The 26,941-nt window shown below is 59.1% G+C and carries 22 protein-coding genes and 1 pseudogene; 11 read left to right on the forward strand and 12 right to left on the reverse strand.

Annotated features, from left to right (window positions below):
• The first annotated feature begins 2 nt into the window (after window positions 1-2).
• The 4 genes from AC1DT6_RS24750 to AC1DT6_RS24765 are packed head-to-tail and all read left to right on the forward strand — an operon-like array spanning window position 3 to window position 3,042.
• Window positions 3-743 carry an amino acid ABC transporter permease gene (locus tag AC1DT6_RS24750; RefSeq protein ID WP_441634823.1) on the forward strand — a complete coding sequence of 247 codons (741 nt, stop codon included), beginning with the start codon at window positions 3-5 and terminating at the stop codon, window positions 741-743.
• Between the two features lie 56 nt (window positions 744-799).
• A complete protein-coding gene (locus AC1DT6_RS24755; protein ID WP_441634825.1) occupies window positions 800-1,528 on the forward strand; it encodes an amino acid ABC transporter ATP-binding protein in 729 nt (242 codons plus the stop codon).
• A 60-nt stretch (window positions 1,529-1,588) separates the two neighbouring features.
• Complete coding sequence (locus AC1DT6_RS24760; protein WP_477114974.1) at window positions 1,589-2,584, forward strand: threonine ammonia-lyase; 996 nt, start codon at window positions 1,589-1,591, stop codon at window positions 2,582-2,584.
• Window positions 2,581-3,042, forward strand: a complete 462-nt coding sequence (locus AC1DT6_RS24765; RefSeq protein WP_441634790.1) for a RidA family protein — start codon at window positions 2,581-2,583, stop codon at window positions 3,040-3,042. The genes AC1DT6_RS24760 and AC1DT6_RS24765 overlap by 4 nt, the downstream gene beginning before the upstream one ends.
• A gap of 220 nt (window positions 3,043-3,262) precedes the next feature.
• Here the strand turns inward: AC1DT6_RS24765 and AC1DT6_RS24770 are convergent, their stop codons facing one another.
• Window positions 3,263-4,186 (reverse strand): LysR family transcriptional regulator, encoded by a 924-nt coding sequence (locus AC1DT6_RS24770; RefSeq protein WP_441634792.1) that lies wholly within the window; start codon window positions 4,184-4,186, stop codon window positions 3,263-3,265.
• A 346-nt stretch (window positions 4,187-4,532) separates the two neighbouring features.
• Between AC1DT6_RS24770 and AC1DT6_RS24775 the strand changes: the two genes are divergently transcribed.
• The 3 genes from AC1DT6_RS24775 (at window position 4,533) to AC1DT6_RS24785 (ending at window position 10,135) form a co-directional block, all read left to right on the forward strand.
• Window positions 4,533-5,711, forward strand: coding sequence for a CaiB/BaiF CoA transferase family protein (locus AC1DT6_RS24775; RefSeq protein WP_477114975.1), 1,179 nt, complete (start codon window positions 4,533-4,535; stop codon window positions 5,709-5,711).
• Window positions 5,712-5,825: 114 nt separating this feature from the next.
• Window positions 5,826-6,644, forward strand: a complete 819-nt coding sequence (locus tag AC1DT6_RS24780) for an HpcH/HpaI aldolase/citrate lyase family protein (protein ID WP_441634796.1) — start codon at window positions 5,826-5,828, stop codon at window positions 6,642-6,644.
• Window positions 6,645-6,688: 44 nt separating this feature from the next.
• Window positions 6,689-10,135 carry a pyruvate carboxylase gene (locus AC1DT6_RS24785; RefSeq protein ID WP_441634826.1) on the forward strand — a complete coding sequence of 1,149 codons (3,447 nt, stop codon included), beginning with the start codon at window positions 6,689-6,691 and terminating at the stop codon, window positions 10,133-10,135.
• A gap of 54 nt (window positions 10,136-10,189) precedes the next feature.
• Here AC1DT6_RS24785 and citF read toward each other — a convergent pair whose 3' ends face one another.
• On the reverse strand, window positions 10,190-11,731 hold the full coding sequence (citF, locus tag AC1DT6_RS24790; RefSeq protein WP_441634798.1) for a citrate lyase subunit alpha: 1,542 nt from the start codon (window positions 11,729-11,731) through the stop codon (window positions 10,190-10,192).
• A 26-nt stretch (window positions 11,732-11,757) separates the two neighbouring features.
• Complete coding sequence (locus AC1DT6_RS24795; protein ID WP_441634800.1) at window positions 11,758-12,309, reverse strand: hypothetical protein; 552 nt, start codon at window positions 12,307-12,309, stop codon at window positions 11,758-11,760.
• Between the two features lie 268 nt (window positions 12,310-12,577).
• Here AC1DT6_RS24795 and AC1DT6_RS24800 point away from each other — a divergent pair, with 268 nt between their 5' ends.
• From AC1DT6_RS24800 to AC1DT6_RS24810, 3 genes are all read left to right on the forward strand, one after another.
• Window positions 12,578-13,426, forward strand: coding sequence for an HTD2 family dehydratase (locus AC1DT6_RS24800; RefSeq protein ID WP_441634802.1), 849 nt, complete (start codon window positions 12,578-12,580; stop codon window positions 13,424-13,426).
• A gap of 22 nt (window positions 13,427-13,448) precedes the next feature.
• Complete coding sequence (locus tag AC1DT6_RS24805) at window positions 13,449-14,609, forward strand: acyl-CoA dehydrogenase family protein (RefSeq protein WP_477102907.1); 1,161 nt, start codon at window positions 13,449-13,451, stop codon at window positions 14,607-14,609.
• Window positions 14,610-14,969: 360 nt separating this feature from the next.
• Window positions 14,970-16,337: an MFS family transporter gene (locus AC1DT6_RS24810; RefSeq protein WP_441634806.1), complete on the forward strand. Its 1,368-nt coding sequence runs from the start codon at window positions 14,970-14,972 to the stop codon at window positions 16,335-16,337.
• A 195-nt stretch (window positions 16,338-16,532) separates the two neighbouring features.
• Here the strand turns inward: AC1DT6_RS24810 and AC1DT6_RS24815 are convergent, their stop codons facing one another.
• The 5 genes and pseudogenes from AC1DT6_RS24815 to AC1DT6_RS24835 all read right to left on the reverse strand — a co-directional run.
• Complete coding sequence (locus AC1DT6_RS24815; protein ID WP_441634808.1) at window positions 16,533-17,279, reverse strand: site-specific integrase; 747 nt, start codon at window positions 17,277-17,279, stop codon at window positions 16,533-16,535.
• 1,841 nt (window positions 17,280-19,120) lie between these two features.
• Complete coding sequence (locus AC1DT6_RS24820; RefSeq protein WP_441634810.1) at window positions 19,121-19,936, reverse strand: replication initiation protein; 816 nt, start codon at window positions 19,934-19,936, stop codon at window positions 19,121-19,123.
• Between the two features lie 232 nt (window positions 19,937-20,168).
• A complete protein-coding gene (locus AC1DT6_RS24825) occupies window positions 20,169-21,914 on the reverse strand; it encodes a DUF6538 domain-containing protein (protein ID WP_441634812.1) in 1,746 nt (581 codons plus the stop codon).
• Window positions 21,915-22,251: 337 nt separating this feature from the next.
• On the reverse strand, window positions 22,252-23,235 hold the full coding sequence (locus AC1DT6_RS24830; protein WP_441634828.1) for a site-specific integrase: 984 nt from the start codon (window positions 23,233-23,235) through the stop codon (window positions 22,252-22,254).
• Window positions 23,236-23,469: 234 nt separating this feature from the next.
• Window positions 23,470-23,685, reverse strand: a pseudogene (locus AC1DT6_RS24835) (DUF6538 domain-containing protein); the annotation flags it as partial.
• A 218-nt stretch (window positions 23,686-23,903) separates the two neighbouring features.
• On the opposite strand from AC1DT6_RS24835, the gene AC1DT6_RS24840 reads away from it, so the two are divergent.
• Complete coding sequence (locus tag AC1DT6_RS24840; protein ID WP_441634814.1) at window positions 23,904-24,341, forward strand: tripartite tricarboxylate transporter substrate-binding protein; 438 nt, start codon at window positions 23,904-23,906, stop codon at window positions 24,339-24,341.
• A gap of 1 nt (window position 24,342) precedes the next feature.
• Here the strand turns inward: AC1DT6_RS24840 and AC1DT6_RS24845 are convergent, their stop codons facing one another.
• The 4 genes from AC1DT6_RS24845 to AC1DT6_RS24860 all read right to left on the reverse strand — a co-directional run bounded on the left by AC1DT6_RS24845 (window position 24,343) and on the right by AC1DT6_RS24860 (window position 26,687).
• Window positions 24,343-24,579 carry a hypothetical protein gene (locus tag AC1DT6_RS24845; protein WP_441634816.1) on the reverse strand — a complete coding sequence of 79 codons (237 nt, stop codon included), beginning with the start codon at window positions 24,577-24,579 and terminating at the stop codon, window positions 24,343-24,345.
• A gap of 523 nt (window positions 24,580-25,102) precedes the next feature.
• Window positions 25,103-25,546: a GNAT family N-acetyltransferase gene (locus AC1DT6_RS24850; protein WP_441634818.1), complete on the reverse strand. Its 444-nt coding sequence runs from the start codon at window positions 25,544-25,546 to the stop codon at window positions 25,103-25,105.
• Window positions 25,547-25,860: 314 nt separating this feature from the next.
• Entirely contained in the window at window positions 25,861-26,397 is a 537-nt protein-coding gene (locus tag AC1DT6_RS24855) for a cytochrome b/b6 domain-containing protein (RefSeq protein WP_035871531.1), read from the reverse strand.
• Between the two features lie 23 nt (window positions 26,398-26,420).
• Complete coding sequence (locus AC1DT6_RS24860) at window positions 26,421-26,687, reverse strand: PepSY domain-containing protein (protein WP_276288488.1); 267 nt, start codon at window positions 26,685-26,687, stop codon at window positions 26,421-26,423.
• Window positions 26,688-26,941 lie beyond the last annotated feature (254 nt).

Genomic DNA, 26,941 nt, shown 5'->3' on the forward strand with positions numbered 1-26,941 from the left:
CCATTATTTCAATTCTTTGCGAGAACGGCGAGATTCTGCTAATGGGGCAGTATTCTAACGGCCCCCTTGGGGGACTGGCTATTACGCTGCTACTTTCCCTGCTCGGTCTTCTGCTGGCGTTTCCGCTCGGGATTCTCGTTGCGCTCGCCCGTGTGTCACCCATAAGTTGGTTGAACAAACCTGCCGTCTGTCTTGTGTATCTCGTCCGTGGCGTTCCACTGCTCATGTTCATCTTCTGGGTGTATTTCTTTGTACCCATCTTGATTGGGCGGACAGTGAGCGGATTCACGACGATGCTGGTGACACTCGTCATCTATGAGGGCGCCTATATCTCAGAAATCATTCGCGCGGGCATAGAGGGTTTGCCGAAGGGACAGACGGAAGCAGCTCGTGCAGTCGGCCTCTCCTATATGCAGACAATGAGAAAGGTGGTCCTTCCCCAGGCACTGTACAACATGATTCCTTCGATGATTAGCCAGTTTGTCTCCATCATCAAGGACACGTCACTTGCTTATGTCATTAGCGTCAATGAACTGACTTTTGCTGCAAACCAGGTGAACAGCATACTTCTCACCAAGCCGTTTGAGGTGTTCCTCATCCTTGCTGCGGTCTATTTCTTGCTCGGCTTCGCTCTGACATCTTTGGCGCGCTATGTAGAGCGCCGCATCACCAACAAGCGTACGGGCGTCCGTCGTGACGCTGCCTCCGTATCAGTGGTGTCGCCGGCAGTCGTCGTTGACTAATTTAACGGTCATTGGAGGTATTTTCAATGCAAAACAGTGCAGCATCTCAGATTCCAATGATTAATTTCAAACGCGTTAACAAATGGTACGGAAGCTATCACGCCCTCAACGACATAACTGCCGAGGTTGCACGGGGGGAGGTGATTGTTGTATGTGGCCCGTCCGGTTCGGGGAAGTCGACGCTGATTCGAACAGTAAACCGCCTGGAGGACATTCAGAAGGGGACGATTGAGTTTGGTGGACAGGACGTAAATTCGCCGGCACTCGACATCAACAAGTTCCGCAGTCACGTTGGTTTTGTCTTTCAAAGCTTCAATCTGTTTCCCCACTTGTCCGTGGCGGAAAATATTATGCTTGCCCCGATGTCTGTTCAAAAGAAGAAGAAATCGGATGCTCGGCAACGAGCCGCGCAATTGCTGGAACGCGTCGGCTTGGCGAGTAAGGCGGACTCTTATCCCGGGCAGCTTTCTGGGGGGCAGCAACAGCGTGTTGCCATTGCGCGCGCACTTGCTATGGACCCRCCAGCCATGCTGTTTGACGAGCCAACAAGCGCACTGGACCCGGAAATGGTGGGCGAGGTACTGCAGGTGATGAAGAGCCTTGCACGGGACGGGATGACAATGATGTGCGTCACGCACGAAATGAACTTCGCACGCGAGGTCGCTGACCGTGTTTGGTTCATGGACAACGGTTGCCTAGTCGAGAGCGGTAACCCAGACACCTTCTTTTCCAACCCGCAGAGTGACCGTGCCAAGAAGTTTTTGAGCGACCTGCGGACCCATTGATTTACCTTATCGGCTTGGCGCTTTAAGCGCATCTCGCTGAACAATCTGAGCGCATGTAGGATGAAACAATTCGATATCGCGGCCATACGGGCTGCCGCAGAACGTTTGTCTGGGTACATTATTCGGACCCCCATCATCGAATCGCCCATGCTGGATGAAGCGTGCGGCTGCAACGTATACGTGAAGGCCGAGCCGCTGCAGCGTACAGGTTCCTTCAAGATAAGGGGAGCGTTGAACAAGATGCTCTCTCTGAATGCGGAGGAACTTAGCAGAGGCGTAATTACATTTTCTGCTGGCAACCACGGTCAGGGAGTTGCCGCGGGTGCCAAGTTTATAGGATGCCCCGCCGTCATTGTTTTGCCGAAGACCGCGGCTGAAATCAAGATTGAGAGCTGCCGCTGGTGGGGAGCGGAGATTGTTTTGTATGACCAGCAGACGGAGGACCGCGAAATCGTAACACGTCACATCATGAAGGAGCGAGGACTGACCTTTATTTCGCCGTTCRATGACTATGACGTCATGGCAGGGCAAGGTACCGCCGGATTAGAGATTTGCGAGCAGTTGGAGGCGCGCGGGGTAGTGCCGGATGCCATCCTGGTCAACTGCAGTGGCGGCGGCCTTTCGTCGGGGGTAATCACGGCGGTGAAGGCAGTGTGGCCGAATGTTCGGGCGTACATTGTGGAGCCGGCCGGATATGAGAAGATGGCGCTGTCATTGGTGAGTGGTGTTCCCGAGAAGAACAGCTCAGTTCCAAAAACTGTGATGGATGCCATAGCCGGTCCCGTTGCGGGCACCAAGCCTCTCAGCGTACTCTTGCGTCACGATGTGAAGGCGCTGAGCGTGAACGACGATGAGGCGTTGTGCGCAGTAGCGACAGCATTCCGCCTGCTGAAGCTCGTCGTCGAGCCTGGTGGCGCAGCTTCGCTGGGGGCGCTGTTGGCGAGGAAGGCCGACCTGGTTGGGAAGAACGTTGTGGTTATCTGCTCTGGCGGAAATGTGGATGCTGGCGTGTACACGCGGGCAATAGTTGGGAGTACAGGGGGAAACAACTCATGAGTCCTGAAGAAAGACTCTTGGAACTTGGACTGGAACTCCCGGCGGCCTTACCCCCCAATGGCACATACGTGCCCTATCGGGTGGTCGGGAGCATGCTTTACCTGTCGGGCCATGGGCCTCGTCTACCCAACAATACCTATCGACTAGGCCGGCTGGATTCGCTGGAACAAGCGTCGGCGGCGTATGAGGATGCACGGCTTACGGCGTTGAACATGCTTGCGAGCATCAAGCTAGCTCTCGGGGACCTGAGTCGTGTGGAGGCAATAGTCAAGCTGTTGGGTATGGTGCATGCTACTCCGAGTTTCAAGAATCATTCCCGGGTCATCGATGGCTGCTCAGACCTTCTGGTGAGTATCTTTGGGGAGAAGGGGTTGCACGCCCGCTCGGCGGTTGGTATGAGCTCCCTTCCCCATGGAATGACGGTTGAAATCGAGGCAATCATCCAGATTCGTGAGTGAGCATGTTCCGTTCGTCTTGCGTCCCACGGAGTGGGGCAGGACTCCGGCAATGAGGTGCCGTCAGTCCTGCCCGATAAAAGCTTCTAAACCCTGAATGCTTCAAGGGCCATCAAAACACCATCCATGAACGCGGTGTTGTCGCGATGGATGTTTGCTGGTTGGGCGTGAGCGGAAGAGGGTGTATTGCCTTGGCGTGTTGTCATCAGGCGAGACCAGCCCCTCAGGCTACGCTTCCGCTCGGACTGCCCCCTGCGGCCTCCGCGACTTTGATAAGCTCGTCAATGAGGGCCTTCGCGCAGCTAGGAAGTCCATCCAATTCCCGAGCAATCACTACGCGCTCGCGTATAGCCCAAGGCTCGTCGAGTTCCAGGATTTCCAACTTCATCGTACGGCGATGGCGAAGGGTCGCCGATAGAGGAAGGATACCAATGCCAACCCCGGCTTCTATCATCCGGCACATGGCCTCAAAACTACGAACCTGAATTCGAATTTGCAGCTTACGCCGCTCGTCTCGGACGAGGTCGGTAAGGAAGGCGTGAAGTGTACTTCCTTCATGCATACTTACATGCTCATACTCAAGTGTATCAACAAGCGAAACGTTCGACCTTTCAATCAGGGGATGCCGAGCAGGAGTCACCAACACCAGCTTGTCCGTACTGAAATGGACGACCTCAAGACCCTCCGAGTTTAGCGGACCAGAGATGATTCCCAAATCGGCGCTAGCGTCCAACACCCCTCGAATAATGTCTCGCGTCTGGCGCTCTTGGAGGTCCACAGTGACCGCCGGCCGCTCTGCCATAAAGTGGGCGAGCACCTCGGGCATGAATTCCGTGACTGCGGTCGTATTTGCGAAGATGCGTATATGGCCAACTGAATCCTTGGAGAATTCCTCAAAGTCGCTGCGTACGTGTTCGAACTGGCGCTCGATGACCCGCGCATGCCGAAGAAGTCGCTCACCTGCGGGAGTCAGGGCCAGCCCTTTGCTTTCGCGATAGAAGAGCCGGGTTCCTAACTGGTCTTCCAGCGCCTTAAGTCTCGCACTAGCCGCAGCGGGGGATAAAAATGCCTTTTTCGCCCCACGAGATAGGTTTTCCTCCTCGGCGATGCGTGCGAACAGCCGGAGGTCGGCGAAATCAAAGTGCATGAGGTACTCCTTCAGCATAACTGTACCAAGGCGTCACTTTTGTCGCAAACTTTGTCCGAGGAATGCCCGCCGAGGTTACATGGTAGCTCTATCAAGCGCTGCTTTCGGTGGAGGCGAATGAGCGGTTCGAGAATTCGAGATTTACCGCAGGGCTCCGCGCTGCGAGACTAGCCTCCGTGCGCAGAAATGCATCTCTTACGAGATGCGGTTGATACCTGGCGGTAAAGCAGGATGCGCTGGCATCGCGTGGCGACTTCTACTGTAACGAGCAGCTGCCGCGTACCAAATTCTTTCGCCCGTTCCCGCTGTGGTAGGTCAGGCGAGGTACTTTCTTACTAAGGCTGCTATGCGTCCCCTTGATGGCATCACCGTTGTATCTCTAGAACATGCAATCGCAGCGCCCTTTTGCACCCGTCAGTTGGCCGACTTAGGTGCCCGGGTTATCAAGGTTGAGCGACCCAAGGTTGGCGATTTCGCCCGGGGTTATGACGAGCGCGTGGATGGCATGTCGTCGCATTTCGCGTGGACAAATCGCTCCAAGGAGAGTCTTGCTCTGGACCTCAAGCACCGCGAAGCGCCTGCCATCCTCCAGAAAATCCTCGATAAAGCGGATGTGCTTGTGCAGAACCTCGCCCCGGGCGCTGCCGACCGCCTGGGCCTTTCGTACCAGGCGCTTTCCCAGCGCTACCCGGGCATCATCGTCTGCGACATTTCCGGCTATGGCAATGATGGCCCCTACCGGGACAAGAAGGCCTATGACCTGCTAATCCAGGCGGAGTCGGGATTCGTTTCTATCACCGGCACGCCGGAGAGCCCTTCGAAAGCGGGTTGCTCCATTGCCGACATCGCAGCAGGCATGTACGCGTACACCAACATCCTGGCCGCGCTGTTGCAGCGCAGCAAGACCGGTAAGGGGGCGCATATTGACGTATCGATGTTGGAGAGCATGGTTGAATGGATGAACTATCCACTCTATTACGCTTTTGACGGTGCCACGCCGCCTCCGAGGGCCGGCGCATCGCATGCGACCATCTTTCCTTATGGCCCGTTCACGGCCGGTGACGGGAAGACCATCATTCTGGGGCTTCAGAATGAACGCGAATGGGATGCCTTCTGCCGGGTTGYCCTGGAGCGGCCGGAACTTGCGACTGATGAGCGGTTTGTCTCAAATTCGCTGCGTGCCAAAGGCCGGGTGGAGCTGACGGAAATCATCGCCAATGCATTTTCCTCGCTGACTATTGATGCAGTAGTGGAGCGCCTGGAGCACGCGCAGATTGCTAACGCACGCATGAATGATATGCGGGATGTCTGGAATCATCCGCAACTCAAGGCACGGGAGCGCTGGACTTCGGTCCAATCACCGGTGGGGGTCATCCCGGCATTGCGCCCTCCTGGGATGCCGCAGTCGTTCGAACCACGGATGGATGCAATCCCCGCGCTTGGCCAGCACAGCGAGAGCATTCTTCGTGAACTCGGCTACACCAGTGATGACGTCTCCCGCTTGAGCACCGAAGGCGCAATCTAACGTCACGCTCTACCGTAGACTGACGCCGCTCCCTCAATTCGTGCTGCCTCTTCACGCCTCGTTCGTGGGCGAGAGGGCGGGGGCATGCGCGCTTGCACACCAGAATTTGACCAAATGGCAACCAACAACTCTGCTCGTTCCTATCTCTTTGTGCCGGCCAATCGCCCCGAGCGCTTTGCCAAAGCTCACGCCTGCGGCGCCGATGTGGTCATTCTTGACCTTGAGGATGCCGTTTCTACTGACGATAAGGACCGAGCCCGGCACCTCTTGGTGGACTACCTGGCAACTGGCGGCTCTGGAATGGTGCGAATCAACGCGACGCAGACGCAATGGTTCGAGGACGACATCCGAGTGTGTCGCAAGGACGGTGTCCGTGGAGTGATTCTGCCGAAGGCAGAAAGCGCAGCGGATATTGCTCTGGTGGTGAAGCATCTTCCTCCGGAGGTCAAGGTTCTTCCGCTTATTGAAACCGCCAGAGGCATGGCCAACGTCAGCGAAATTGCTGCTGCACCCGGAGTAGCGCGCCTTGTATTTGGTACTGTGGATTTCCGGACTGAGCTCGGCATCGAGGGAGACGACCAGGAGTTGCTCTTCTTTCGTTCGATGCTCGTCTTGGCGTCGCGGGTTGCGGGAATTGCTTCGCCAGTGGATGGGGTGACGGTATCCATTTCCGATGTGGATGAACTTCACAGGGCGAGTGAGCGCGGTCGGAGGCTGGGATTCGGGGCAAAGCTGTGCATTCATCCAGCACAGGTCTCCGGGGTGAATGGCGCCTATCGGGCCACCGAAACTCAGCTTGCCTGGGCGAAGAAGGTCGTTGAGCAAGCCAAGACCAGTCCCGGCGCCTTCCAACTCGACGGAGAGATGGTGGATGCACCGGTCATTGCGCGCGCGGTCGACCTGCTAAGGCAGGCCGGTCCGCAGCCAGATTGAAAGCATGCACGCGCAACATTCTCAACTACGAAGTGGCCCCCACGATGAAGAAAATCTGCAGTCTCCTAGTCGCAAACAGGAGCGAAATCGCCATCCGCGTGATGCGCGCCGCCAGTGAGCTGGGTATCCGTACCGTAGCCATCTACTCGTACCAGGACCGGTTTGCACAACATCGCTTCAAGGCGGACGAGAGCTACCTCGTTGGCGAGGGGAAGAAGGCGGTTGATGCGTACCTCGACATCGATGACATCTTGAGGGTGGCAAGGGAAGCAGGCGTAGACGCAATCCATCCGGGCTATGGATTCCTGTCCGAGAATCCGGAGTTTGCCGAGCGTTGCGCGCACGAGGGCATCGCCTTCATTGGCCCGAAGCCAGAGGTGATGAGGGAGCTTGGCAACAAAGTGGCCGCAAGGGCGCTGGCCGAGCGCGTGGGTGTACCGGTGGTTCCTGCCACGAATGCTCTGCCGGATGACATCGAGGAAGCCAGGAAGCTGGCGGCGGCCATCGGCTACCCCCTGATGCTGAAGGCTAGTTGGGGCGGAGGCGGCCGCGGCATGCGGGCGATTCAGCAGGAGGGAGACCTGGCTGACGCCATCGCAGCGGCCCGTCGCGAAGCGAAGGCGGCCTTTGGCAACGACGAGGTCTACCTCGAGAAGTTCATCGTGAGAGCGAAGCATGTGGAGGTCCAGATTCTCGGCGACACCCACGGCAACATCGTTCATTTGTTCGAACGTGATTGTTCGGTGCAACGTCGAAATCAGAAGGTGGTGGAGCGGGCGCCCGCTCCCTACCTAGATGACGCCACGCGACATGCCTTGTGCGGCGAGGCGTTGAAGCTTGCGAATGCGGTGTCGTATACGCATGCCGGCACGGTGGAATTCCTGATGGATGCTGACACCGAGGAGTTCTACTTCATCGAGGTAAATCCCCGAGTGCAAGTCGAACACACCGTTACCGAGGAAGTGACGGGTGTCGACATCGTGAAGGCTCAAATTCGCATCACCGAAGGGGCGAGCATTGGTGACGCCCCGTCGGGGGTGCCAGACCAGGACGGCATCAAGCTGCGCGGACATGCTGTCCAATGCCGCGTTACCACCGAAGACCCAGAGAACGGATTCGCACCTGACCACGGCAAGGTGACTGCCTATAGAAGTGCTGCAGGCTTTGGCATTCGCCTGGATGCGGGTACAGCCTACACGGGGGCCGTTGTTACCCCGTACTACGATTCGTTGCTCGTCAAAGTGACTTGCAAGGGCCGAGATGCGGATGAGGCCAATGAGCGCATGAGTCGGGCACTGCGCGAGTTCCGGGTCCGGGGCGTGGCGACCAACCTAGCGTTTCTGGGGAACGTTATCGAACATGAAGAGTTTCGTTCGGGGCGCTGCACTACCCGGTTCATTGACAATACCCCGGAGCTGTTTAGTTTCCGCCAGCGCCGAGACCGAGCGACGAAACTGCTGAACTTCATCGCCGATGTCAACGTCAACGGCAATCCCGATGTCAAGGGCCGCCTCGTTCCCAAGTCCATCATCCTGTCGCACCCGCTTCCTCTGAAGACGGTTAGCGATGAGATTCCGGAGGGAAGTCGGACGCTACTGTCCAGGCTTGGACCCAGAGCCTTCGCCCAGTGGATGAAAGACAGTTCTGGCGTCTTGCTCACCGACACTACGATGCGCGATGCTCACCAGTCGCTGCTGGCAACGCGGCTCCGCACGCAAGACATGACCGCCATCGCACCCTACTACGCGCGCCAGTTGTCGGGACTCTTTTCAATGGAATGCTGGGGTGGCGCTACGTTCGACGTGGCAATGCGGTTCCTGCGTGAAGACCCGTGGCAGCGCCTTGCGGCACTACGCGCCGCCGTCCCCAATATCCTGTTCCAGATGCTGCTGCGCGGCTCCAATGCCGTTGGGTACACGAACTATGCGGACAACGTGGTGCAGCACTTCGTCAAACGCGCTGCCGCGGAAGGCATTGACCTTTTCCGGGTTTTCGACTCGTTCAACTGGGTCGAAAACATGCGAGTGGCGATGGATGCCGTCATTGCGTCCGGGGCGCTTTGCGAAGGCACAATCTGCTACACCGGCGATTTGTTTGACAGTTCGCGAGACAAATACAACATTCGCTACTACGTTGACATTGCAAAGTCGTTGGAAAAGGCCGGCGCACATATTCTTGGAGTCAAGGATATGGCAGGTGTTTGCAGGCCGCAGGGCGCATTCGCGCTGGTGAAGGCCTTGAAGGAGGAAGTGGGTATTCCCATTCACTTCCACACTCACGATACGAGCGGCGCATCCGTGGCGTCGGTGCTGGCGGCCGTGGAGGCGGGGGTGGATGCGGTCGACGGCGCCATGGATTCCATGAGCGGGCTGACGTCCCAGCCAAGCCTGGGTGCCATTTGCGCAGCCCTTGAGCATGACGCGCGCAAGCCGGCAGTAGGCTATCGTGACCTGCAACCCTTCTGCACATACTGGGAATCAGTCCGCAAGAACTACGAGCCCTTCGAGGCGGCGATGCGGGCGGGCACCTCGGATGTCTACCGTCACGAGATGCCTGGCGGTCAGTATACAAACCTGCGGGAGCAAGCTCGGTCGCTGGGACTGGAGGCGCAATGGCCAGAGGTCGCACAGGCTTATGCCGATGTCAACGTCATGTTTGGGGATATCGTTAAAGTCACGCCATCTTCGAAAGTCGTTGGCGACATGGCGCTTCACATGGTCGCAAACAAGCTGTCCACAGGCGATATCCTGGACCCCGCGAAGGAAGCCTCGGTGCCGGAATCGGTCGTCTCAATGTTCCGTGGAGAGATGGGCTACCCAGCCGACGGCTTCCCTTCGGCTCTGCAGCAAAAGCTCCTGCGGGGTGCCAAGCCAATCGTCGGTCGCGCCGGCGCTCATATTCCGCTGGTGGACTTGGAAGCGGCGCGCAGCCAGGCGGAACGAGAGATTGGTCAGCCGGTTTCCGACAACGACCTCGCCTCGTACCTCATGTATCCCAAGGTCTTCAAGGACTTCTGTGCGCATCGGGAACAGTACGATGACGTTTCCATCCTTCCCACCCCCGTCTTCTTCTACGGGCTCACTCCCGGTAACGAAATTGCGGTGAACCTGGAGCGGGGTAAGACGCTGTTCGTAGGCTTGAACGCCCAAGCCGAGCCGGACGAGGAGGGCGGCGTGCGCTTGTTCTTTGATGTCAATGGTCAGCCGCGCCCAGTTCGTGCCAGCAAGCGAGAGGCTGGGAAGCTTGCCGCGGGGGCAAGAATGGCCACCGCCGGCAATCCGATGCTGGTCGGCTCGCCGATGCAAGGTGCCGTGATAACTGTGAACGTCAGGGTGGGGCAAGTTGTCGCCAAGGGTGAAGTCGTGGCTGCAATTGAGGCAATGAAGATGGAGACAAGTGTCGTGGCTGAAGTCAGTGGGACGGTGAAGGAGATTCTCGTGCAACCAGGCGCTCAGGTTCGCGCTGGCCAGCTACTGATGGAGTTGCAGTAAGACATTCCAGGCTGATGAAGGCGGCGGCACACTGGTGTCGCCGCCTTCGATTCGTCAGGCTCCAATGGAACGGATGACATCCAGAGTTGTACCGTCACGATATTCGACGATTCCAACCACCTTGCCCTCGGCTGTGCCGGGCTGATGATAGTGCTCAAGGCCACGGCAGGCCTTTTCCTGCAATTCGTGGATGCTGACAACCGGAAGACCGGAGGCAATCAGTCGCTCTTTGACCTCAAGGCGAAGCGGGTTGACTGCGATACCTGCTTCCGTCACGACCACGTCAATGGTGGCGCCAGGTGTGGTGACGGTACGTACCTGCTCCACAATCTTCGGTACGTTTCCGGCTCTCAAGCGAGTTGTGACGATGGCGAGTTCGGCACCGGCTGCTGTGTCGCTGTGACCGCCGGACCCGCCAATGATGCGACCGTCGCTGGCGGTCGTCACGTTGACATTGAAATCAAGGTCGACCTCCGCTGCACCGAGAACCATGGCGCTCAGGCGATTGACAACAGCTCCCTTGTTCCAGGGATTCGCGTACATCGAGGCAGACATTGCCTGGTGAAGTGGGTTGGTGCGGAAGGATTCCACTGCACGTAGGTCGAAGCACTGAACGTCCAGCAGACTGCGAAACAGGCCTTGCTCGAGCATCTCAACCAAGTAGCCGGTGATGCCTCCAGCCGCAAAGCTGCCTTTGACACCGCGACGGGCCATGATTTCGCCAAGGGCCGCGGCAACCGCGAGAGAGATGCCGCCGGCGCCGGTCTGGAAGCCAAAGTCCTCGCCAAGGAGGCCCGCCGCTTCGATGACCCGAGCAGCCAGAGATGCAATGGCCAGGCCCACGGGCTCATCGGTTGGCCGGGTCGTCCCGGACACAATTCTGGTGCTATCCCCGATGGAATGGACAGGGACCACATAGTCGATGTAGTCCTGGCTGATGGCGATAGGGCAGGCGGGATAGGGAACCAGGTTGTCGGTGACCGCAATCACCGTGGCCGCGTAGCGCACGTCGGCTTCGGCATAGCCGAGCGTTCCACAGGCTGACGGGCCGGACACACCGTTCAAGTTTCCATAGTTGTCAGCGGTCGGTGCAGCTACAAAGGCGGCATCGATAGCTAACGCGCCTGACTCGATGAGGCGGGCGCGCCCTCCATGGGTGTGCATGAACATGGGGGCGGCAAGCGCGCCGCGCGCCACCGCGCCGGCGACGGGACCTGACGCATACCCAGTGTAAATCTGGCCAATGACGCCGGCTTCCATGAGTTCCACCCACGGGCCATGTACCGGGAAGATTGAGCTGGCGGCCACGGTCAGGCCGCGCAAGCCTTGATTCGCGGCCTCGCACAACACTGCATTGGCAACAGCATCGCCGTTGCGAAGATGATGGTGGAAGGAAATGGTTGAGCCGTCACGCAATCCGGCCGCGTCGATGGCTTCGCGCAACGAGGGCAGTACCTTCGGAGTGCCACGGGGAAATGTGCGTAGGCTGGGCGCCGCGCGCCGATGCACCTCGGGGCAACCGGTGATGCCAGCATAAGGTACCAGACGTTGGCCGCCCACCCATTCCGGAATATCACGTCCAATCTTGTTTTTCACGCGTCCTCCGCATTGCATTGTAGGAACTACAGTCCATCGTCTCTCAGGCGTGCGACCGTCTGGAGCGATACGCCAAACCAATCGTAGAACGACGCTTCCAGGTCGCCTTTGCTACCCCAGCCCACTCTGTCCCGCAGGTCCGCGACGGAGAGCTTGAACTGTATCGACTCGAATAGCGCGCGCATGAGACGTTGCGTCCGGCATATGTGCGTGAAGGCCATGCCTTGCGTGAACAGAGCGGTCCGGATTCGTTCGGGTGTCGTGTTCAGCGCATGGGCAACTGTATGAGCATTCCAGTTCTCCTGTGGGTGGTGAAAGACCGTTCCCGAAATCATGTCCCGCAGAAGCGGCGCCCATGAGGGCGTTTCCGCGCTTAGGTGCGATGGGCCCAGGGTAATTTCCTTCAGGTTCCCATCGGCGAGTTCCAGATAACAGCTAGACGCGGAAAACACGCTGCCACCCAGTTGCAGGTCGATTGATTCGAAAGCTGGAATGTCGATAGCACGGTCCGTTTGCAAAGTGCGTGAAAATCCATTTCGCGTAAGGGCATGTTCGCCGTGACAGGAGGCAATCCGCATGGGAAATGCCGGCACGAGTCTGTGGAGAGCCACTCGGGAGCGACAACGAATCTGGACGCGCATGGGGGTCTGCCGAATCGGATGGTTTGAGCCAATCTTGGCCACAGTTTCGCGCTACGTAAATCCGGTTCTTCCGAACGCTCCATTCGGGTAAACGCATGCTCGATGTTTTCTGTGCAGCCGAAAGGCTCGTTCCGAACTTGCGAATGGGAAGTTGCCCTTAGCCCGTGCATAGTGGGGGCCTAGAAAACAGACCGAAGAGACGTTCATGGACACTGCCAAGCTGAAGGAGTGGGTCGGCAACTCAACCGAGTCCCACGACGAGATAACCGCGTTCCCCGTCAAGGCGCTCTCCGCGACCCTGGACCGTGAAGACCCAGCACCGGTTCGCGGAGACGCACTCGCCCCTCTCTGGCATTGGCTGTACTTTTTGCCGTTGCACAGGCAGTCTGAGCTGGGCGTTGACGGCCATGCCAAGCGAGGCGGCTTCCTGCCGCCGGTGCCGCTTCCGCGACGCATGTGGGCCGGCGGGCGGTTGCGGTTTCATCAGCCCCTCCGCGTAGGTGAGACTGTATCGAAGAAGTCCACCATTCTGGACGTGAATGCCAAAACAGGGCGGACGGGGTCACTGGCCTTCGTCACCGTGGAGCACCAGTATTCCGGAGCGCGGGGCCTTGCGGTGACCGAAGAGCACGACATCGTCTACAGGGAAGAAGCCTCGCCAAATGCGACTGGTCCGGAGCCGGTTGCTGCGCGTACCGACGAAGACTGGTCTCGCGAAGTGGTGCCCGACCCAGTGCTGCTGTTCCGATTCTCCGCCCTGACCTTCAACGGTCACAGAATTCACTACGACCACCCGTATGTGACTGCTGTCGAGCATTACCCTGACCTCATTGTCCACGGCCCGTTGTTAGCCGTGCTGCTCCTCGACCTGGTGCGCAGGAACTTGCCTGACGCCACGGTTAGCAGCTTCTCCTTCAAGGGAGTTCGCCCCACCTTCGTGCCCCAGCGTTTTTACGTCTGCGGGAAGCGAAGCGGGGACGGGAAGTCTGTTGAACTGTGGATTCGCCACGAGGGCGGTGCGCTTGCGATGACTGCTACTGCCGAACTTAGCTAAACGAACGTACACGGAGACTATCGTGCTGAACAAAGTCGATGAACATCAAGAAATCCGCGAAGCTATCCGCGATTTGTGCGGTCAGTTCTCTTCGGAGTACTTCCGCAAGATTGACGAGGTGCGAGGCTACCCGGAGGAGTTCGTCAACGCACTGACGGCCGCCGGCTGGCTGGCAGCTCTGATTCCTGAGGAGTACGGTGGCTCCGGGCTGGGCCTGACGCAGGCGTCGGTCATCATGGAAGAAATCAACCGCGCCGGCGGTAATTCCGGCGCTTGCCACGGGCAGATGTACAACATGGGAACGCTGCTGCGCCATGGCTCGGCAGCGCAAAAGAAGGAATACCTTCCGAAGATTGCGAGCGGAGAGCTACGTCTGCAATCGATGGCGGTTACGGAGCCGACTACAGGCACCGACACGACAAAAATCAAGACCACCGCAGTGCGTAAAGGCGACAAGTATGTCGTGAACGGGCAGAAGGTCTGGATTTCGCGTGTCCAGCACTCCGACCTCATGATTCTGCTGGCACGGACCACGCCGCTGGCGGAGTGCAGGAAGAAGTCAGAAGGAATGTCCATCTTCCTCGTGGACCTGCGCGAAGCCATCGGTAAGGGTATGACGGTCCAGCCCATTATCAACATGGTCAACCACGAGACTAATGAGCTCTTCTTCGACAACCTGGAGATTCCGGCGGAGAACCTCATCGGCGAAGAGGGCAAGGGTTTCAAGTACATCCTGGATGGCCTGAACGCCGAACGTACGCTGATTGCAGCGGAGTGCATTGGAGACGGCTACTGGTTCATCGATAAGGTGACMAAGTACGTCAACGAGCGTGTGGTGTTCGGTCGCCCCATTGGCCAGAATCAAGGCGTGCAGTTCCCAATCGCCAAGGCCTTCGTGAACGTGGAGGCAGCAAGCCTAATGCGTTTCAAGGCTGCGAAGCTGTTCGACGAGCATCAGCCCTGCGGCGCGGAAGCTAACATGGCCAAGCTGTTGGCAGCGGATGCATCGTGGGAAGCCGCCAACGCCTGCTTGCAGTACCACGGTGGCTTTGGCTTCGCTGCAGAATACGATGTCGAGCGCAAGTTCCGTGAGACTCGTCTGTACCAGGTCGCCCCGATTTCCACGAACCTGATTCTCTCGTATGTTGGTGAGCACATCCTTGGGATGCCACGCTCATTCTGATTTTCTGGCCTTGTGACCTATGGTGACTGGCAATCGGTTGCGAGTCGCATCCTTAGGCCGGGTAATCGTAGGTCATGGGTTCATCGGTGTCCTCCTCACTTGGACCTCAGTTCGTGCCCCGTTTCGGAGCGAGAGGCGCAATGATGCGAGTTGCCCCCCTTGTGCAGGCCATGCAGTTCCTTGATGCCGGCATCAGGAAAATCTATTTCATCACGCGTCGCTTCGCGACGTAGATATGGCACCGATACGTAAGCTGCAGTATTAGCTGTCATAAAGAGCAGTGCAGCCTACGCAAAAAATATTAGCGGAAGCGATTTTGAAATCGCAATTTTCGCAAAATTGCATTGTCAGGAGACAAAGATGTTGCCTAAAGATGTGGCCCATATGGGGGCCGACGGGCGCTTGCTTGCTGCTCAAGAACCTATCCAAAGTCGCGTCAAAGGAATTATCGGTGCCTGCTCCGGAAACCTGGTCGAGTGGTATGATTTCTTTGTCTACGCTTATACCTCTATCTATTTCGCCTCGGCCTTCTTCCCTTCCGGAAATCAGTTGAGCCAACTGTTGGCAACTGCCGGCGTCTTCGCGGTGGGGTTCTTTATGCGGCCACTAGGCGGATGGATATTCGGTTGGATTGCGGATACCCGAGGTCGGAAAATATCGATGATTATCTCGGTCTTCATGATGTGCGCCGGCTCGCTGATGATATCCGTGTTACCAACCTATCAAACCATCGGCGTCGCTGCTCCCGTTCTCCTCGTTGTCGCCCGCTTGTTACAAGGCTTATCGGTCGGCGCGGAGTATGGTACCGGAGCGACTTACATCAGTGAGGCATCGGTCGCCGGTCGCCGAGGTTTCTTCGGGTCATTCCAGTACTTCACAATTGTTGCCGGACAATTGCTTGCGCTGTTGACGGTCACTGTTCTGCAGCATACTTTATCCCATACAGAACTAATGGAATGGGGTTGGCGGATACCCTTCTTCATGGGGGCTATGAGTTCAATTGTGGTTGTTTATCTCCGTAGAGCCATGACTGAAACGGTGTCCATGCAGGAGATGAAACGGAAGGATGCGGGCTCGATTTTTGGTTTGCTGCAACATAAGCGTGCAGTGCTGCTGGTTCTTGCATTCACTGCAGGTGGTTCGCTCTACTTCTACACGTTTACGACGTACATGCAGAAGTTTCTCGTCGTATCCGCTGGCATGAATCCAGAAACCGTTAGCATAATCATGACGGCGTCACTGGTATTATTTATGCTATGCCAACCAATTTTTGGGTTGCTGGCGGATAAAATCGGAATTAGGACCAATATGCTGCTATTTTCTGGCCTGGCGACGCTGCTAGTAGCTCCCATACTCTTCGCGCTGCACTCGGTAACGAACCCATATGCGGCATTTGGATTGGTAGTATCGGGTCTTTTGATTGCATCCTTCTACACGCCAATTGCAGGGATTGTAAAAGCTGACTTGTTCCCAGCGACGGTCCGTGCGCTCGGTGTTGGCTTGCCTTATGCCCTTGCAAATGCGACGTTTGGGGGAACTGCCGAGTACGCAGCTCTGTCGCTGCATTCGGCGCACATTGAATCGTATTTCTTCTTCTACGTTGCGGCACTTGCGGCAGTCACATTCATCGCCTCGACACTGATGTCAGACCTCGCCAAACACGGCTACCTAGACGGGTCCGGAAGGATTGAAGCGAATACCGGCTTCCGACGGCGAGGTCTATTGTGATGTTGCTCCGCAGGACCGCAGACCTGGCTGGGAGAGGTCTTGTGTGGCATAAAGCACTATCTTTGCCGAAGTTCCACCGGTTGCCGTCGTTGACCTGATGTACTTCGGGTATCGCTTACCATCCATGCGATTGGTGGAACTTTGCTCAGCAATTAGGGGGGAGGACGGGCGGCGCAGGAGCGCCGCCCGTTGTCTTTACGGCTGGGTGCGGTCGAGATGCCCGGTGTCAAGCGCGGGGTAGACCAGTTGTTGCATGACTTCTACGAGCTGTGCAGGTGCCGGGCGTTCCTGGCCGCCGGCATTGCGCCCGCGCCGAAGCGCCGGGGTGCCCCCTAGGATGGCGATGTGGGCGTTGCCGCGCGACGTGCCCCCGGCGAATGCCGCAAAAGTGTGCCGGAAACTGCAGAATGTGAGAGGGCGCTCGCCGAAGCCAAGTTCCTGTCGGACGTAGCGGGAAAACCAGCGGCTGAAGGCCATTGCACGGTAATCGGCGCGGTCCGTCGCTAGCTGGGGAAAAAGCGGGCCGCTGCCGCGCGCGGTGCGCTCGCCGGCGACATAGGCAGGGAGGCCCCACCGCAGCAAATGCGAATGGAGCGGGACATGCCGTACCCCGGCTAGTGAGGCAGTCGCGTCGTCGCGCCTGCGCTCACGAAAACGCAGGCACCACACCCCCTCGAGTTCGAGGACGTCGGACAGCTGGAGGCGGCAAAGTTCCGGCAAGCGCGCGCCGGTGTAGAGTCCTAACAGGGGCAGCCAGTATGCGGCGTCGCCCCAGGTCTTGACCTGACATTCTCGCTGTGTGTAGACGGGCGAAGCAAGCAGCGCATTGAGCTCCGCGATGGTGAATGCACGGGGGGGATTACGACGCGCCCACGATGCCGCGGGCCGCGCCTTGACGCTGCGTAACAGATTTTTGGCTGAGGTGTCAGATTGTCGGCGCATGGTTTCGCCAGGCCGTTGCGATGTCAGGTGGTACGAATTCGGTTGGTGTTCACGACGGCAGTCTTCTTCGTACGGGGGCGTCGGAGGGTGAGGCTCGAAATTATGCGCGAAGGCCTGGGCGCGGGGTGTAACGATAACAGGCTTCATCTCTAAATACTCCAATGTGGTAGGAGCTTTGTATAGCGAGGGCGGCCATCACCGCGCCCTGTCTAAAACGAATTTCCAGAAAAATTAAAAAGAACGTGAGCGCGTGCGACTTAAAATGAAGTCGCAAAGTTGGCGGCGCCGTGCCAATTGGTTGTTCCTGGCCAATTGCTTTGTCACAGATGCCTGCGGACTATGGCGGGGATGGGGACCTCGCGGCGCCTTGCGACTCTGGGCAGGGCTCAGGGGGCGAGGCGCTGCGCGGGGCGGCCGGGGGGGCTAGGCGCACCTACCACTCAGCAGGCGGCCGCGTTGTGCTGTCGCAACGCGACCTGCGACGGAGTGGTTGGCAGCCGGTCCGACGAGATATCACGGGCTGGCCGGGCGTCACATACAAACTTGGTTGCTTCTAGGAGTCAAAAAAGGACTCTTTCCAACTCCGCCACGCTTCATCAACCATCCTTGTTGGCCTCCGGCGTTTGGTGGAAGTCCGTTGTCTTGGGGAGCCCCTCGCGCCACCAGCATGGCGTCGGCGGACGAGCCGGCATCCGCCGTGGCGGATGACCAGGCGGCTGCGCAGGCTGATGGCGTGGCGGCAGTCTCGCTTTGCTCCGCCTGCTGCCCACGGGTGCCTCACCAAACGAGGTGGCCAATCGCTACAGTCAAAAGAAAGGGGGAGAAGGAATACCTGACAGGCTGCTGCCGTCTTGGGCTGTACTGGATGTTGGGCTTCTTGGACTTCTTCCGCAGCGCAGGCGTTTGCTCTGAGTTCGCGTGTTGAGAAGACTCAGTTGAACGGAAGCGCGCATCGCATCTTACAGACAAATTGACGATTGAAAGGTGCGCAGTGGTCTCCACCAAGCTGAGCATCGTCGTCTCGTAGGTGCTGGCCTATAGGTGCTCTGCCAAGCCCTGCCGAACGCCCTCGCCGTCGCATTTTGCCGGCCAGTCTGGGCGGGAAGCAGTGGACCATCCGACACTGCGAGCGTCGCTTTAGGCAGTCGAGCTTGGAGGTGGCTGACCAGGGTTTAAGTGCCGCCGTGGTCCGGCCGTACCGGGGCTTGCTGGTAGTTTCAGCGGTTTAACCGGTCGGGTCGTTCAGGGGGGCTCGAGGAATAGTCCACGTGGGCAGATGGCGCACGGGTTCAGTCAGGGACGGGAAGAGTGCACAGGAAAGATTCAAGAACATCGCTTCGCCGCCGAACGATGGCGTAGGAAAGTGAGGGGCCCGTTCAAGGGGGGAGGGCAGGCCCATCCGGCCGGCACCCGGAGTTGAATCCTTGATGAACTGCCGCGTTAGAGCGAAGCGCGTGACTGATTACCATCTTGGAAGGCTTGTAGTCGCTCCTAGGGGGAGAGTTGAACCTCATCGCGCAGCCGTGCCATGCGGCGAAGCTGTGTTGCACTCCGAGTTGCGAGCGCAAGATGCGCGAGCTAGGTATTGAAAAGGATTACGGCTACGGTTCCGGCCTGTTGCGATAAGGGCTGGCACCCGTGTCGAGTGGAACATTTCGCCGCAAAACACCCAAAAAGGTGGAAGGGTTTGCCATTTTGCGGGTGCTGTATTAAGCACGCTATGGCGAGGAAGGTGGAAGGTTTTGCCACCATCAAGGATTGATGGCGGCTCACGCATCACCGCCTGGCGCCCCGGTCAGAAGATGCCGTGCGCAATACCGAATGCGCTGGGTGCCGGCCATTCAGGATGGTTTGGTCCTGTAGACGCGCAACTGCTTTCCCTGCAAAGCATAGCCGTGCACGATGCCGCTCTCCTTGAAGGCCGCGAGGTGGCGTCGCACATGCCGATTGAAGTCCTTTTGCGCATAGGTGGAGCCCGCGGCTGCGTGCATCGCGTGCAGGTCAAATGGCAACAGGCAGGAATCGGCTTTAATAAAGCCATACAACCAGCTTGCGAGCCCGTCCTTCATGGCCAGGCGCTCACTGGCCTTCATAAACGTCAGGCTGCGCGTCAGTATCGGCATCAAATCCTCCGACAACCAGACAGACCAACACTCTTTGTTGAATGAGGCTTCGCTGACCAAACGAAAGTCGTGCATGACCGCGTGAGGGAACACTGCCCGAATGCGAGCGCGGCGCAATCTTAGGATGCAAGCCTGGAGTTTGGCAACGCTGTCACCGCTATCTGCCCAACCCAACTCGTCGCGGCAGAAGGGGCGGGCGACGAATTCGATGACATCACCGATGATTTTGCCTGAGCGATGGCGAAGAAGGGCCAGCAGTGTGCGCAGGTCGTCCTGGCGGAGTTCTTCACCTTGATATTCGATATGCGTGTTGCCATAGGTGCTCAGTTCGGTATACGTCGGATAGAGGGTGCGCGAACCCGAACCTGGGCGGAACAGGCTGCTCTTCAGCAAGAACGGTTCGAACGGCAAGCTGCCGCTGTAGAACTTCGGCAGGGTTAGCGCTGCGAGCGCAGCGCGTTCGGCGAAGCTCGGCTTCTTATCGTAAGCGAGGCCGATGCGTCCGAGGATGGCGGGGTCCAGGAGGTCGTTCATATCGGTAATAGCCCGCGGGTTGAGACAGAGTTGCTTGTCGCGGAATTGTTGTATGTGCGGAAATTGTCAAATGCCAGCGGCTTCGTGGGGAGACACTTTCCCGAGACGGAGCGCCGCGAGGGGCAGGAATTCGGTTCGCAAAGCAGGCAGCGGCGTTAGCGAAAGAAATCGGGGAACGTGCCCTCTTTCGCTCGCACTTCCTGCACGGCGCTCCCGCTATTTCGCATGGCCCTCATTGGCTCTCCGAAGGGCTCCGGGACGCGTTCGCACACAGGTGTTCAAGTCGGACGCCTGGGAAACGCAGCCTTTCCATCGCCTGAACGAGGACGGAGAATGGTAGGCGTTTTTCCCCGCCCTCGTTTCGCCCATAGTCGTTGTCCTTTGCCTTGCCCATCAGCGCATCGGTGACCGCTTGGCTGAGGCCGGATTCCTCGCAGAATGCGCGGAACGTGTGCCGGAAGCCGTGAAAGGTCAGGCGGGGGTCGTCGAGGCCAAGACCATCGAGGTAGCGGTTGAACCAGGCGCCAAAGGATTTGCCGTGGTTTCCCCATTTATCCGGGCGCAACGCCGGGAACAGGCGTTCCGTTGGGGCCGCCATCCGTCGCTGCTCCACGTAGTCCAGGAATCCCATCGCGAGGAGGTTCGCATGAAGGGGCACATAGCGCATGATGGAAGAAATACCCAGGCGCTTTTCGCGTTTTGCATCGTGCAAATGGGCGCACCAGACGCCCTCGCGCTGCACGATATCGCCGGGCCGCAGTGAGCAGAGGTCCTCCAGGCGCGCCCCAGTCATGTAACCCAAGTGTGGCAGCCAATAGGCGGCTTCGCCTGCGCCGGCAGGCGGACGAACTCCGTCGATGACGACGGGCGAGCGCAGCAGGCAGTTGAGCTCGCTCACGGTGTATGCATCGCGACGGCTTCGACGTCCTTTCAACACGGCTTTTTTGGAGTACTTGGTGCCTTGGAACGGATTCGATGGCAGCGAGCACTGGTGTGCACGGATAGCATGACCGAGCACGCCGGAGAGGATGGACAGGTTCTTGTTGATGGTCGCCAGCGAGACGGTTTCCGCGCAACGGCGCTTGTACGTTTCAATGTCGTCGAACGTGATTTGTGCCGCCAGTGCCTTCCCGGTGAGCTTCTTGAAGTACTCGACCAGGCTCCTTGCCGCGGCAACCGACCGCGCCGACGGCGCCTGGCCTTCGCACCAGGAGTCGAAGGCTGCCTCCCACGTATCGGCCGGCGAGATTAGCGGCCACAGCGGAGGCGTCTCGTGGCCGTCGCCAGCAAGTCGCGCAAGTTCTTCGTCCAAGGTCTCGACTTCGTTCTTTAGTAGCGCCGCGCGGAACGTTTTGTAGGTCGGACTGGCGGGGTCGAAATGCAGCTTTTCTGCGCTGAGGATATCGCGGGCCAGGTCATCCACATAGGCATCGTCGCGCGTGGCGCGGGCGAGGCCGCTTTGTGTCCTGGCGAGGGTGGCGAGAGCACGACGCTCGTCGAGTTCGGCGGGGCTGATGCCCAGGCGCTGCTCCTCCTCACTGGCAAGCGCATGGGCGCGGTAACGCTCGACGACGCGTTCAATCAACGCTGGCGTCAGTTCCTGGCGCTCTGTCGTTGTGTTGGCGAGCGCGCAGGTGCGGTAACGCGCGAACAGGCTTTCCACTTGCTCGAGCGTGAGGGCGTCGACGTCGATATCAATGTCGATATCGGACAGCCATTCGCCCGACGCTGCGCCACGGACGTGGTTCCGGCAATCAGCGGCGGTCTGGCCAAGAAGCGTGGCGTGAGCCTGCTGAAGGGTTTGGTTGAATGCGCGCGTGGCCTCCCGCAGCCGGGTGACGGCCGTCTTGCGGCAGGGTGTCTTCAGGCTAATCCAGATTTCGTGGCGTTGCAGGATAGGGCGGAGTTCTGCCGGAATGGCACGGCGAAAGTACAGGTTGCGCGAGTTCTTGCGCGTAGCGAGATAAGGGTGCGACATGGTGACTCCGAGACGGTTGATGTAACAGCCTCGTGTAGCACCCAGGCGTTCAAATCCTTTAATTTAGGCCGGGCTTAGGTAAGAATCGTTTTAGGCCGGTCGGGAGCGTTTCAGGGGGAGCCCGCTTGAGCGTATCCGACTTCTGTGCCGCAGGGATGCCCACCGCGGCGGGAGACTTGTCGCGTCCTGCGATGGCGGCCGTGGTCGGGTTTAACCGGTGGCGCCGGGCCTGCTGCGCACTTCGCTGCGTTCGAGCGACCTGATGGCCGGGGGGCTTTCGCTTGCCAAGGGCATTGACCAAGCCAGCCAAATCCGGTCGATGGCGGTGGAGCACATCTCAAGTCAAGCCGGGCATCGGGGCCGGGTTCACGTAGAGGTGTGCCATCTCCACGCCATCAAAGCGCAGCTTGGCGATGGCGGCGGCGAGCACTGGGATGGACAGCCGTTTTTCACCGTTTTCGTTACGACCGTAGTCCGCATCGGGGGCTCGGCCCATCAGGGCCTCTGCGATGTCGCCGCTAATCCCTGATTCTTCACAGGCCGCGCGGAAGGTGTGACGGAAGCTGTGAAATGTCAGGCGGGGGTCGTCCAGGCCGAGTGCGTCGAGGTACCGGTTGTACCAGCCGCCGAAAATCTTGCCGTGGAGCCCCCATTTATCCGCACGCAAGGCGGGAAACAGGCGACCCGAGGGCCCGAGCGCGCGTAGCTGCTGCACGTACGACAGGAACCCCAGGGCCGCGTGCAGCGGCACATGGCGTTTGATGTCGGGCAGGCCCAGGCGTTTTTCGCGTTTTGCGTCGTGCAGATGCGCGCACCAGACGCCCTCTCGTTGCACGATGTCGCAAGGTCGCAGCGAGCACAGGTCTTCGAGTCTCGCCCCCGTCATCAATCCGAGTAGCGGCAGCCAGTATGCCGCTTCCGCCGCGCCCGCCTGGGGGCGCAGGCCGGTGGTGAACACCGGGGAGTGCAACAACAGGGTTAGCTCTTCCGGTGAATATGCGTCGCGGCGGTGTGCCCGGCCCTTGGTGACTGCCTTTTTTGCGTATTTGCCGCCCGCAAAGGGATTGGTGGTCAGGCTACCCAGATGCGCGCGGATGGCGCTGCCCAGGATGCCCGACAGCGTGGACAGATTCTTGTTGATAGTGGCCAGGGAGAGCTCAAGTTCCTCCTGGCAGTGCCGCTTGTAGTGCTCGACGTCGGCGAAGGTGATATGCGTTACTGGCTTGTCGCCCGTGAGGGTGATGAAGCGGGCCACTTCGCTGGCGGCCGCCGCGAAGGTTCTGTCGGCGGGGGCGCGCAGCTGATGCCAGGATGCCAACACGGTGGGCCAGGTATCCTCGGGCCCGGCTGGGGGGAGTCTCGGTGGCGCCGGCGCTGCCTGGGTCGCTATCGCGTCGAGGCGTGTCTCCCATGCGGCCAGATTAGGGTCAAGCCATCGCTCTGCGTCGGGCCATGGCTGAGGCGGGGGCGCCGCGCTGCGGGGCTGACGTAGGCCGCTTTCCGGGCCGGGTGTCCAGCTACCCGTGAGCCCGCCCCCGAGCCGGCGTCGCGCCTGTTCCAGCGTTTCTTCAAACCACATGGCTGCCCTCGGCAGCCGTGTCAGCGCAGTGCGCCGGCAAGGTGTCGCCAGACTTATCCAGATTTCGCGGGGCAGGATGGCGTGCAAATCGCTGGGTACCGCTCGCCGGAAGTAGAGCTGGCGCGTCGTCTTGCGGGTGGTGAGGTAGGGGTGTGCCATGCTGCCTCCGAGACGAAAATGTAGCAGTCTCATGTAGCAGCCGCAGCCGGGAAAGCCAGCGCTGGCGCGGGTTTGCCAGGCGAGTAGGCGATTTAGCCGACCCGTAAGCGTTTCAGGGGTACGCCTTCGGTAGAAGCGCCCAACCTGCTATGGCGGAGGGCGCTTCGTTCTCCTGGAAGCCGCACCATAGCACGCGTGGCGGGGAGACTGCAAGGGCAGCATAGATAGTGGGCGTCGGGCCTGCCCCACCGATGTGGCAGCGCTTTGTAGCATTGCCTGCGGCATCGCCATTCAAGTCACCGAAAGACATCGTCGATGCTGCCAAAGCAAAACCAGGAAAGCTCTCCCATGGTTCGGGCGGCATTGGCGCATCGGCTCACTTGGCAGGTGAACTGTTCAAGTCCATTGCCGGCATCGACGTCATCCACATGCCCTACAAAGGTAGTGGCCCAGCCATCTCTGATGTCATGGCCGGACAGCTCTCATATCTGTTCGACACCGGGGCCGTCCCATATATCCGACGTGGAAAAGTCCGCGCTATCGCGGTCGCTGCGGAGAGGCGTCTTCGGTTGTTCCCCGAGGTCCCGATCTTCACCGAACACGGCATCAAGGGTATGCAGATGAGCGCGTGGTATGGCCTCGCGGCACCATCGCTTACTGCCCGGGCGACGATAAAGAAAGCGAACTGACTCAGGTCCAGTCGGTCAGCGCCAGAACGTCGGCGCCCCTGTCGAGAATCGCGGCCCGCTGCAGCAAGTCGCCAGGTTCACAGAGCGCAACACAAGTGCCGGCCAGGGTCATCCTTGCCTGAGCAGTTGCGCGCAGGCTTGCCGCTTCCTGGCGCAGGGCCTTGATGCCGGCCGAGACGGTCCAGCGAGTCCTTCTCCCACTGCCAGCGCCGGGTAGCGACGCGTCGTTCGTGGCCATGGGAGAAGCGAGAGCTTGATGCATATTGACCTTCAAATATTGCTATGCCTCGTTCTGCTTGGCGGTATCTAGCGAACGGGCGTTCTTTTTAGTTTTGGCAAACATGCCGGAGTCTGGCTCGCCAGTAGCGGCGATGAATTCGCCGATGCTACTGCGGTAACCGCTCGCGTATTTAACGGGACCTTGATGACAATTTGGAGTCAGGCGAGTGCCGAAAAAGACGGATATCAGTGGGGCGCGGGTTAACCTTAGCGCTGTGTCATGACAACTTGCCCGCCACCTGCCATGCCATGGGTGGTGAGGGTCACAATGGTCAAGAGATGAGCAGGAAAAATCCGTTTAATTCGCGGATTAGGAACTCTCAATTCTGCATGGGCTGGCGATATAGTCCTGCTGCCACCCGTGCCACCGGTTTCCGGCGACGCGGGTATTTTTGTGGCGAACGTGCACTGGATTTTCTTCTGGCAAGAAGCGCCTACAGGGRCAGTAAGCGAGGCAAGGGCCTTCACGCGTCAGGCCATGCCTACCTGAGCTCGCAGTACATGCATAGCGCTGAGCTTTGCGCAGCATTACTGAATTCCCGTGAGGCTTGGACTTCAGGCGGCGCTTTATCAAACGGGATGTGGCAGAAACCCCAGCGCGCGAAATAGGAGGGGGCCGATGCGGACAAGAGAAAAGCATGTCGGACTTCGGTGCCGCGGGCGCGCACGAGAAGTTTTTCTACGAGGCGGCTCGCGACGCCTCTATCTCGATAGCCGGACTCCACTGCCACGGACCGGATGACAATTGAGTGTCCACGGCGCTCCGCTGCAGCACAGCCAACGATACGACCGTCACAAAGCGCAATCTGGAAGCTGTCGAGAATCTCCGTTACGTCCTCCGTGGCTAGGCCGCATTTTGCCAGCAACGAAGTCATCGGCTCGATGTCGGCTTGGGACGCCGAACGGAGATAGACGTGGGTAAGCATGAAACAGTCTCCGGTCAGTGCTCGATGAGGCTGCCGGGCAGCTCTGGCACTTTGTTGATGCCGCGCGTCAGCACCCACTGCTGATACGATGCAACTAGTTGCGGGATGCTACCAGCTTGAACGTTCTCGTGACAAGCCCGAGGTAACTCCAATTTGTATCACTGTGTGATGTATGTGTTATCGGCGCGCGCAGGCAGGAATTTGGCAGAATTGCCGCTCTCCTGGAAGCCGCGCATCGGCACGGGCCAAGCCGAATCGCAATGGCTGGCGGGAGACCCGTATCGCGACAATGCTGACATGCTGCCGCGGCACCTTCAAGTGCCGCCATCGCGCCGCTTGTTGCCGGTCAGCATGGCGGCGATGAGATTCTCCTTGTGAGCCATGCTCATCGCGACGGCGGCAATGAGGTGTATGACGATCAGCACCATCAGGGCGTCCGCCAGCAACTCGTGCACGTCCTTCGGTCCATCCTCGCCCCAGAAGGCGTCCAGCCTCGACATCCAGCCCGTCACGGCGAGCGCGATGATGATGGCCCACATGGTGATCATCATCATCGCGCCGAGCGGGGTGTGGCTCAGATACCGGGGCGGGCGGTGTGCAATCAGTGCCTTGAGGTAGGCCAGCAGGCGGGAGGGCGTGGGCAGCCACGCGGAAAACCTGGCAGGCTCGCTGCCGATGAAACCCCACAGGATCCGGAACAGGACCAGCCCGGCGGCAACATAGCCCACGGCGCGGTGCGACGGGCCGCCGGAGTCCTCGACCAGGTCCCGCAGCACAAGCGCGGCCACGCTCCAGTGCGTCAGGCGCACGGCAATATCCCAAACGCGAATCGACGCAGCGCCGGTCATCATGGCGTGCACGTCTGAGACTGCCGTTACTTCTCGATTTCAGATTTCACGACATCGAGGGTCTTGGTGTCATAGTAGATCTCGGCCTTCTTGCCTTCCTTCGTCGTGCCGTAGATCTCGTAGCAGTTTCCGTCCACCTTGAACTTTTTGATGGTGTAGCCCTGGGCTTCGATCCTGGCCCTGGCGTCGGCTTCTTTCATCCATTCGGCCTTGGGATGGGCGACGCACTTGGCACCAGCGATTGCTCCCGTTGAGAACACGCCAGCGAGCAGGAACAGGCAAATACGCTGCATGGAAGACCTCCGCTTAGTCATATGTGACTGCGAAGCATAGACAAGCAGGTAACGATTCGCAATACGGATTTGCCCCTGCCGCCGCGCGGGCAGCGTATCGGTTTCAGGGGGACTGATCGGCTTGCGCTAGAATGGCTAATGCAGGCCAGGATGGCGCGGCGCCATTCCGGCGTGCGCGGCACATGGCGCATGTGCGTGCAAGCACCGATGTGGTGCGCCGGCGCCGGCCAGGCAACGCCGCAGTAGCCCAAGTT

It is taken from the genome of Cupriavidus sp. 01L45 (assembly GCF_056399885.1).

Excerpts from the sequence above, each read along its gene's own strand:
- AC1DT6_RS24765 (WP_441634790.1), top strand. The coding sequence starts at position 2,581 with ATGAGTCCTGAAGAAAGACTCTTGGAACTTGGACTGGAACTCCCGGCG.
- AC1DT6_RS24770 (WP_441634792.1), bottom strand. The coding sequence starts at position 4,186 with ATGCACTTTGATTTCGCCGACCTCCGGCTGTTCGCACGCATCGCCGAG.
- AC1DT6_RS24780 (WP_441634796.1), top strand. The coding sequence starts at position 5,826 with ATGGCAACCAACAACTCTGCTCGTTCCTATCTCTTTGTGCCGGCCAAT.
- AC1DT6_RS24785 (WP_441634826.1), top strand. The coding sequence starts at position 6,689 with ATGAAGAAAATCTGCAGTCTCCTAGTCGCAAACAGGAGCGAAATCGCC.
- AC1DT6_RS24795 (WP_441634800.1), bottom strand. The coding sequence starts at position 12,309 with ATGCGGATTGCCTCCTGTCACGGCGAACATGCCCTTACGCGAAATGGA.
- AC1DT6_RS24800 (WP_441634802.1), top strand. The coding sequence starts at position 12,578 with ATGGACACTGCCAAGCTGAAGGAGTGGGTCGGCAACTCAACCGAGTCC.
- AC1DT6_RS24810 (WP_441634806.1), top strand. The coding sequence starts at position 14,970 with ATGTTGCCTAAAGATGTGGCCCATATGGGGGCCGACGGGCGCTTGCTT.
- AC1DT6_RS24815 (WP_441634808.1), bottom strand. The coding sequence starts at position 17,279 with ATGCGCCGACAATCTGACACCTCAGCCAAAAATCTGTTACGCAGCGTC.
- AC1DT6_RS24820 (WP_441634810.1), bottom strand. The coding sequence starts at position 19,936 with ATGAACGACCTCCTGGACCCCGCCATCCTCGGACGCATCGGCCTCGCT.
- AC1DT6_RS24825 (WP_441634812.1), bottom strand. The coding sequence starts at position 21,914 with ATGTCGCACCCTTATCTCGCTACGCGCAAGAACTCGCGCAACCTGTAC.
- AC1DT6_RS24840 (WP_441634814.1), top strand. The coding sequence starts at position 23,904 with ATGTGGCAGCGCTTTGTAGCATTGCCTGCGGCATCGCCATTCAAGTCA.
- AC1DT6_RS24845 (WP_441634816.1), bottom strand. The coding sequence starts at position 24,579 with ATGGCCACGAACGACGCGTCGCTACCCGGCGCTGGCAGTGGGAGAAGG.
- AC1DT6_RS24850 (WP_441634818.1), bottom strand. The coding sequence starts at position 25,546 with ATGCTTACCCACGTCTATCTCCGTTCGGCGTCCCAAGCCGACATCGAG.
- AC1DT6_RS24855 (WP_035871531.1), bottom strand. The coding sequence starts at position 26,397 with ATGATGACCGGCGCTGCGTCGATTCGCGTTTGGGATATTGCCGTGCGC.
- AC1DT6_RS24860 (WP_276288488.1), bottom strand. The coding sequence starts at position 26,687 with ATGCAGCGTATTTGCCTGTTCCTGCTCGCTGGCGTGTTCTCAACGGGA.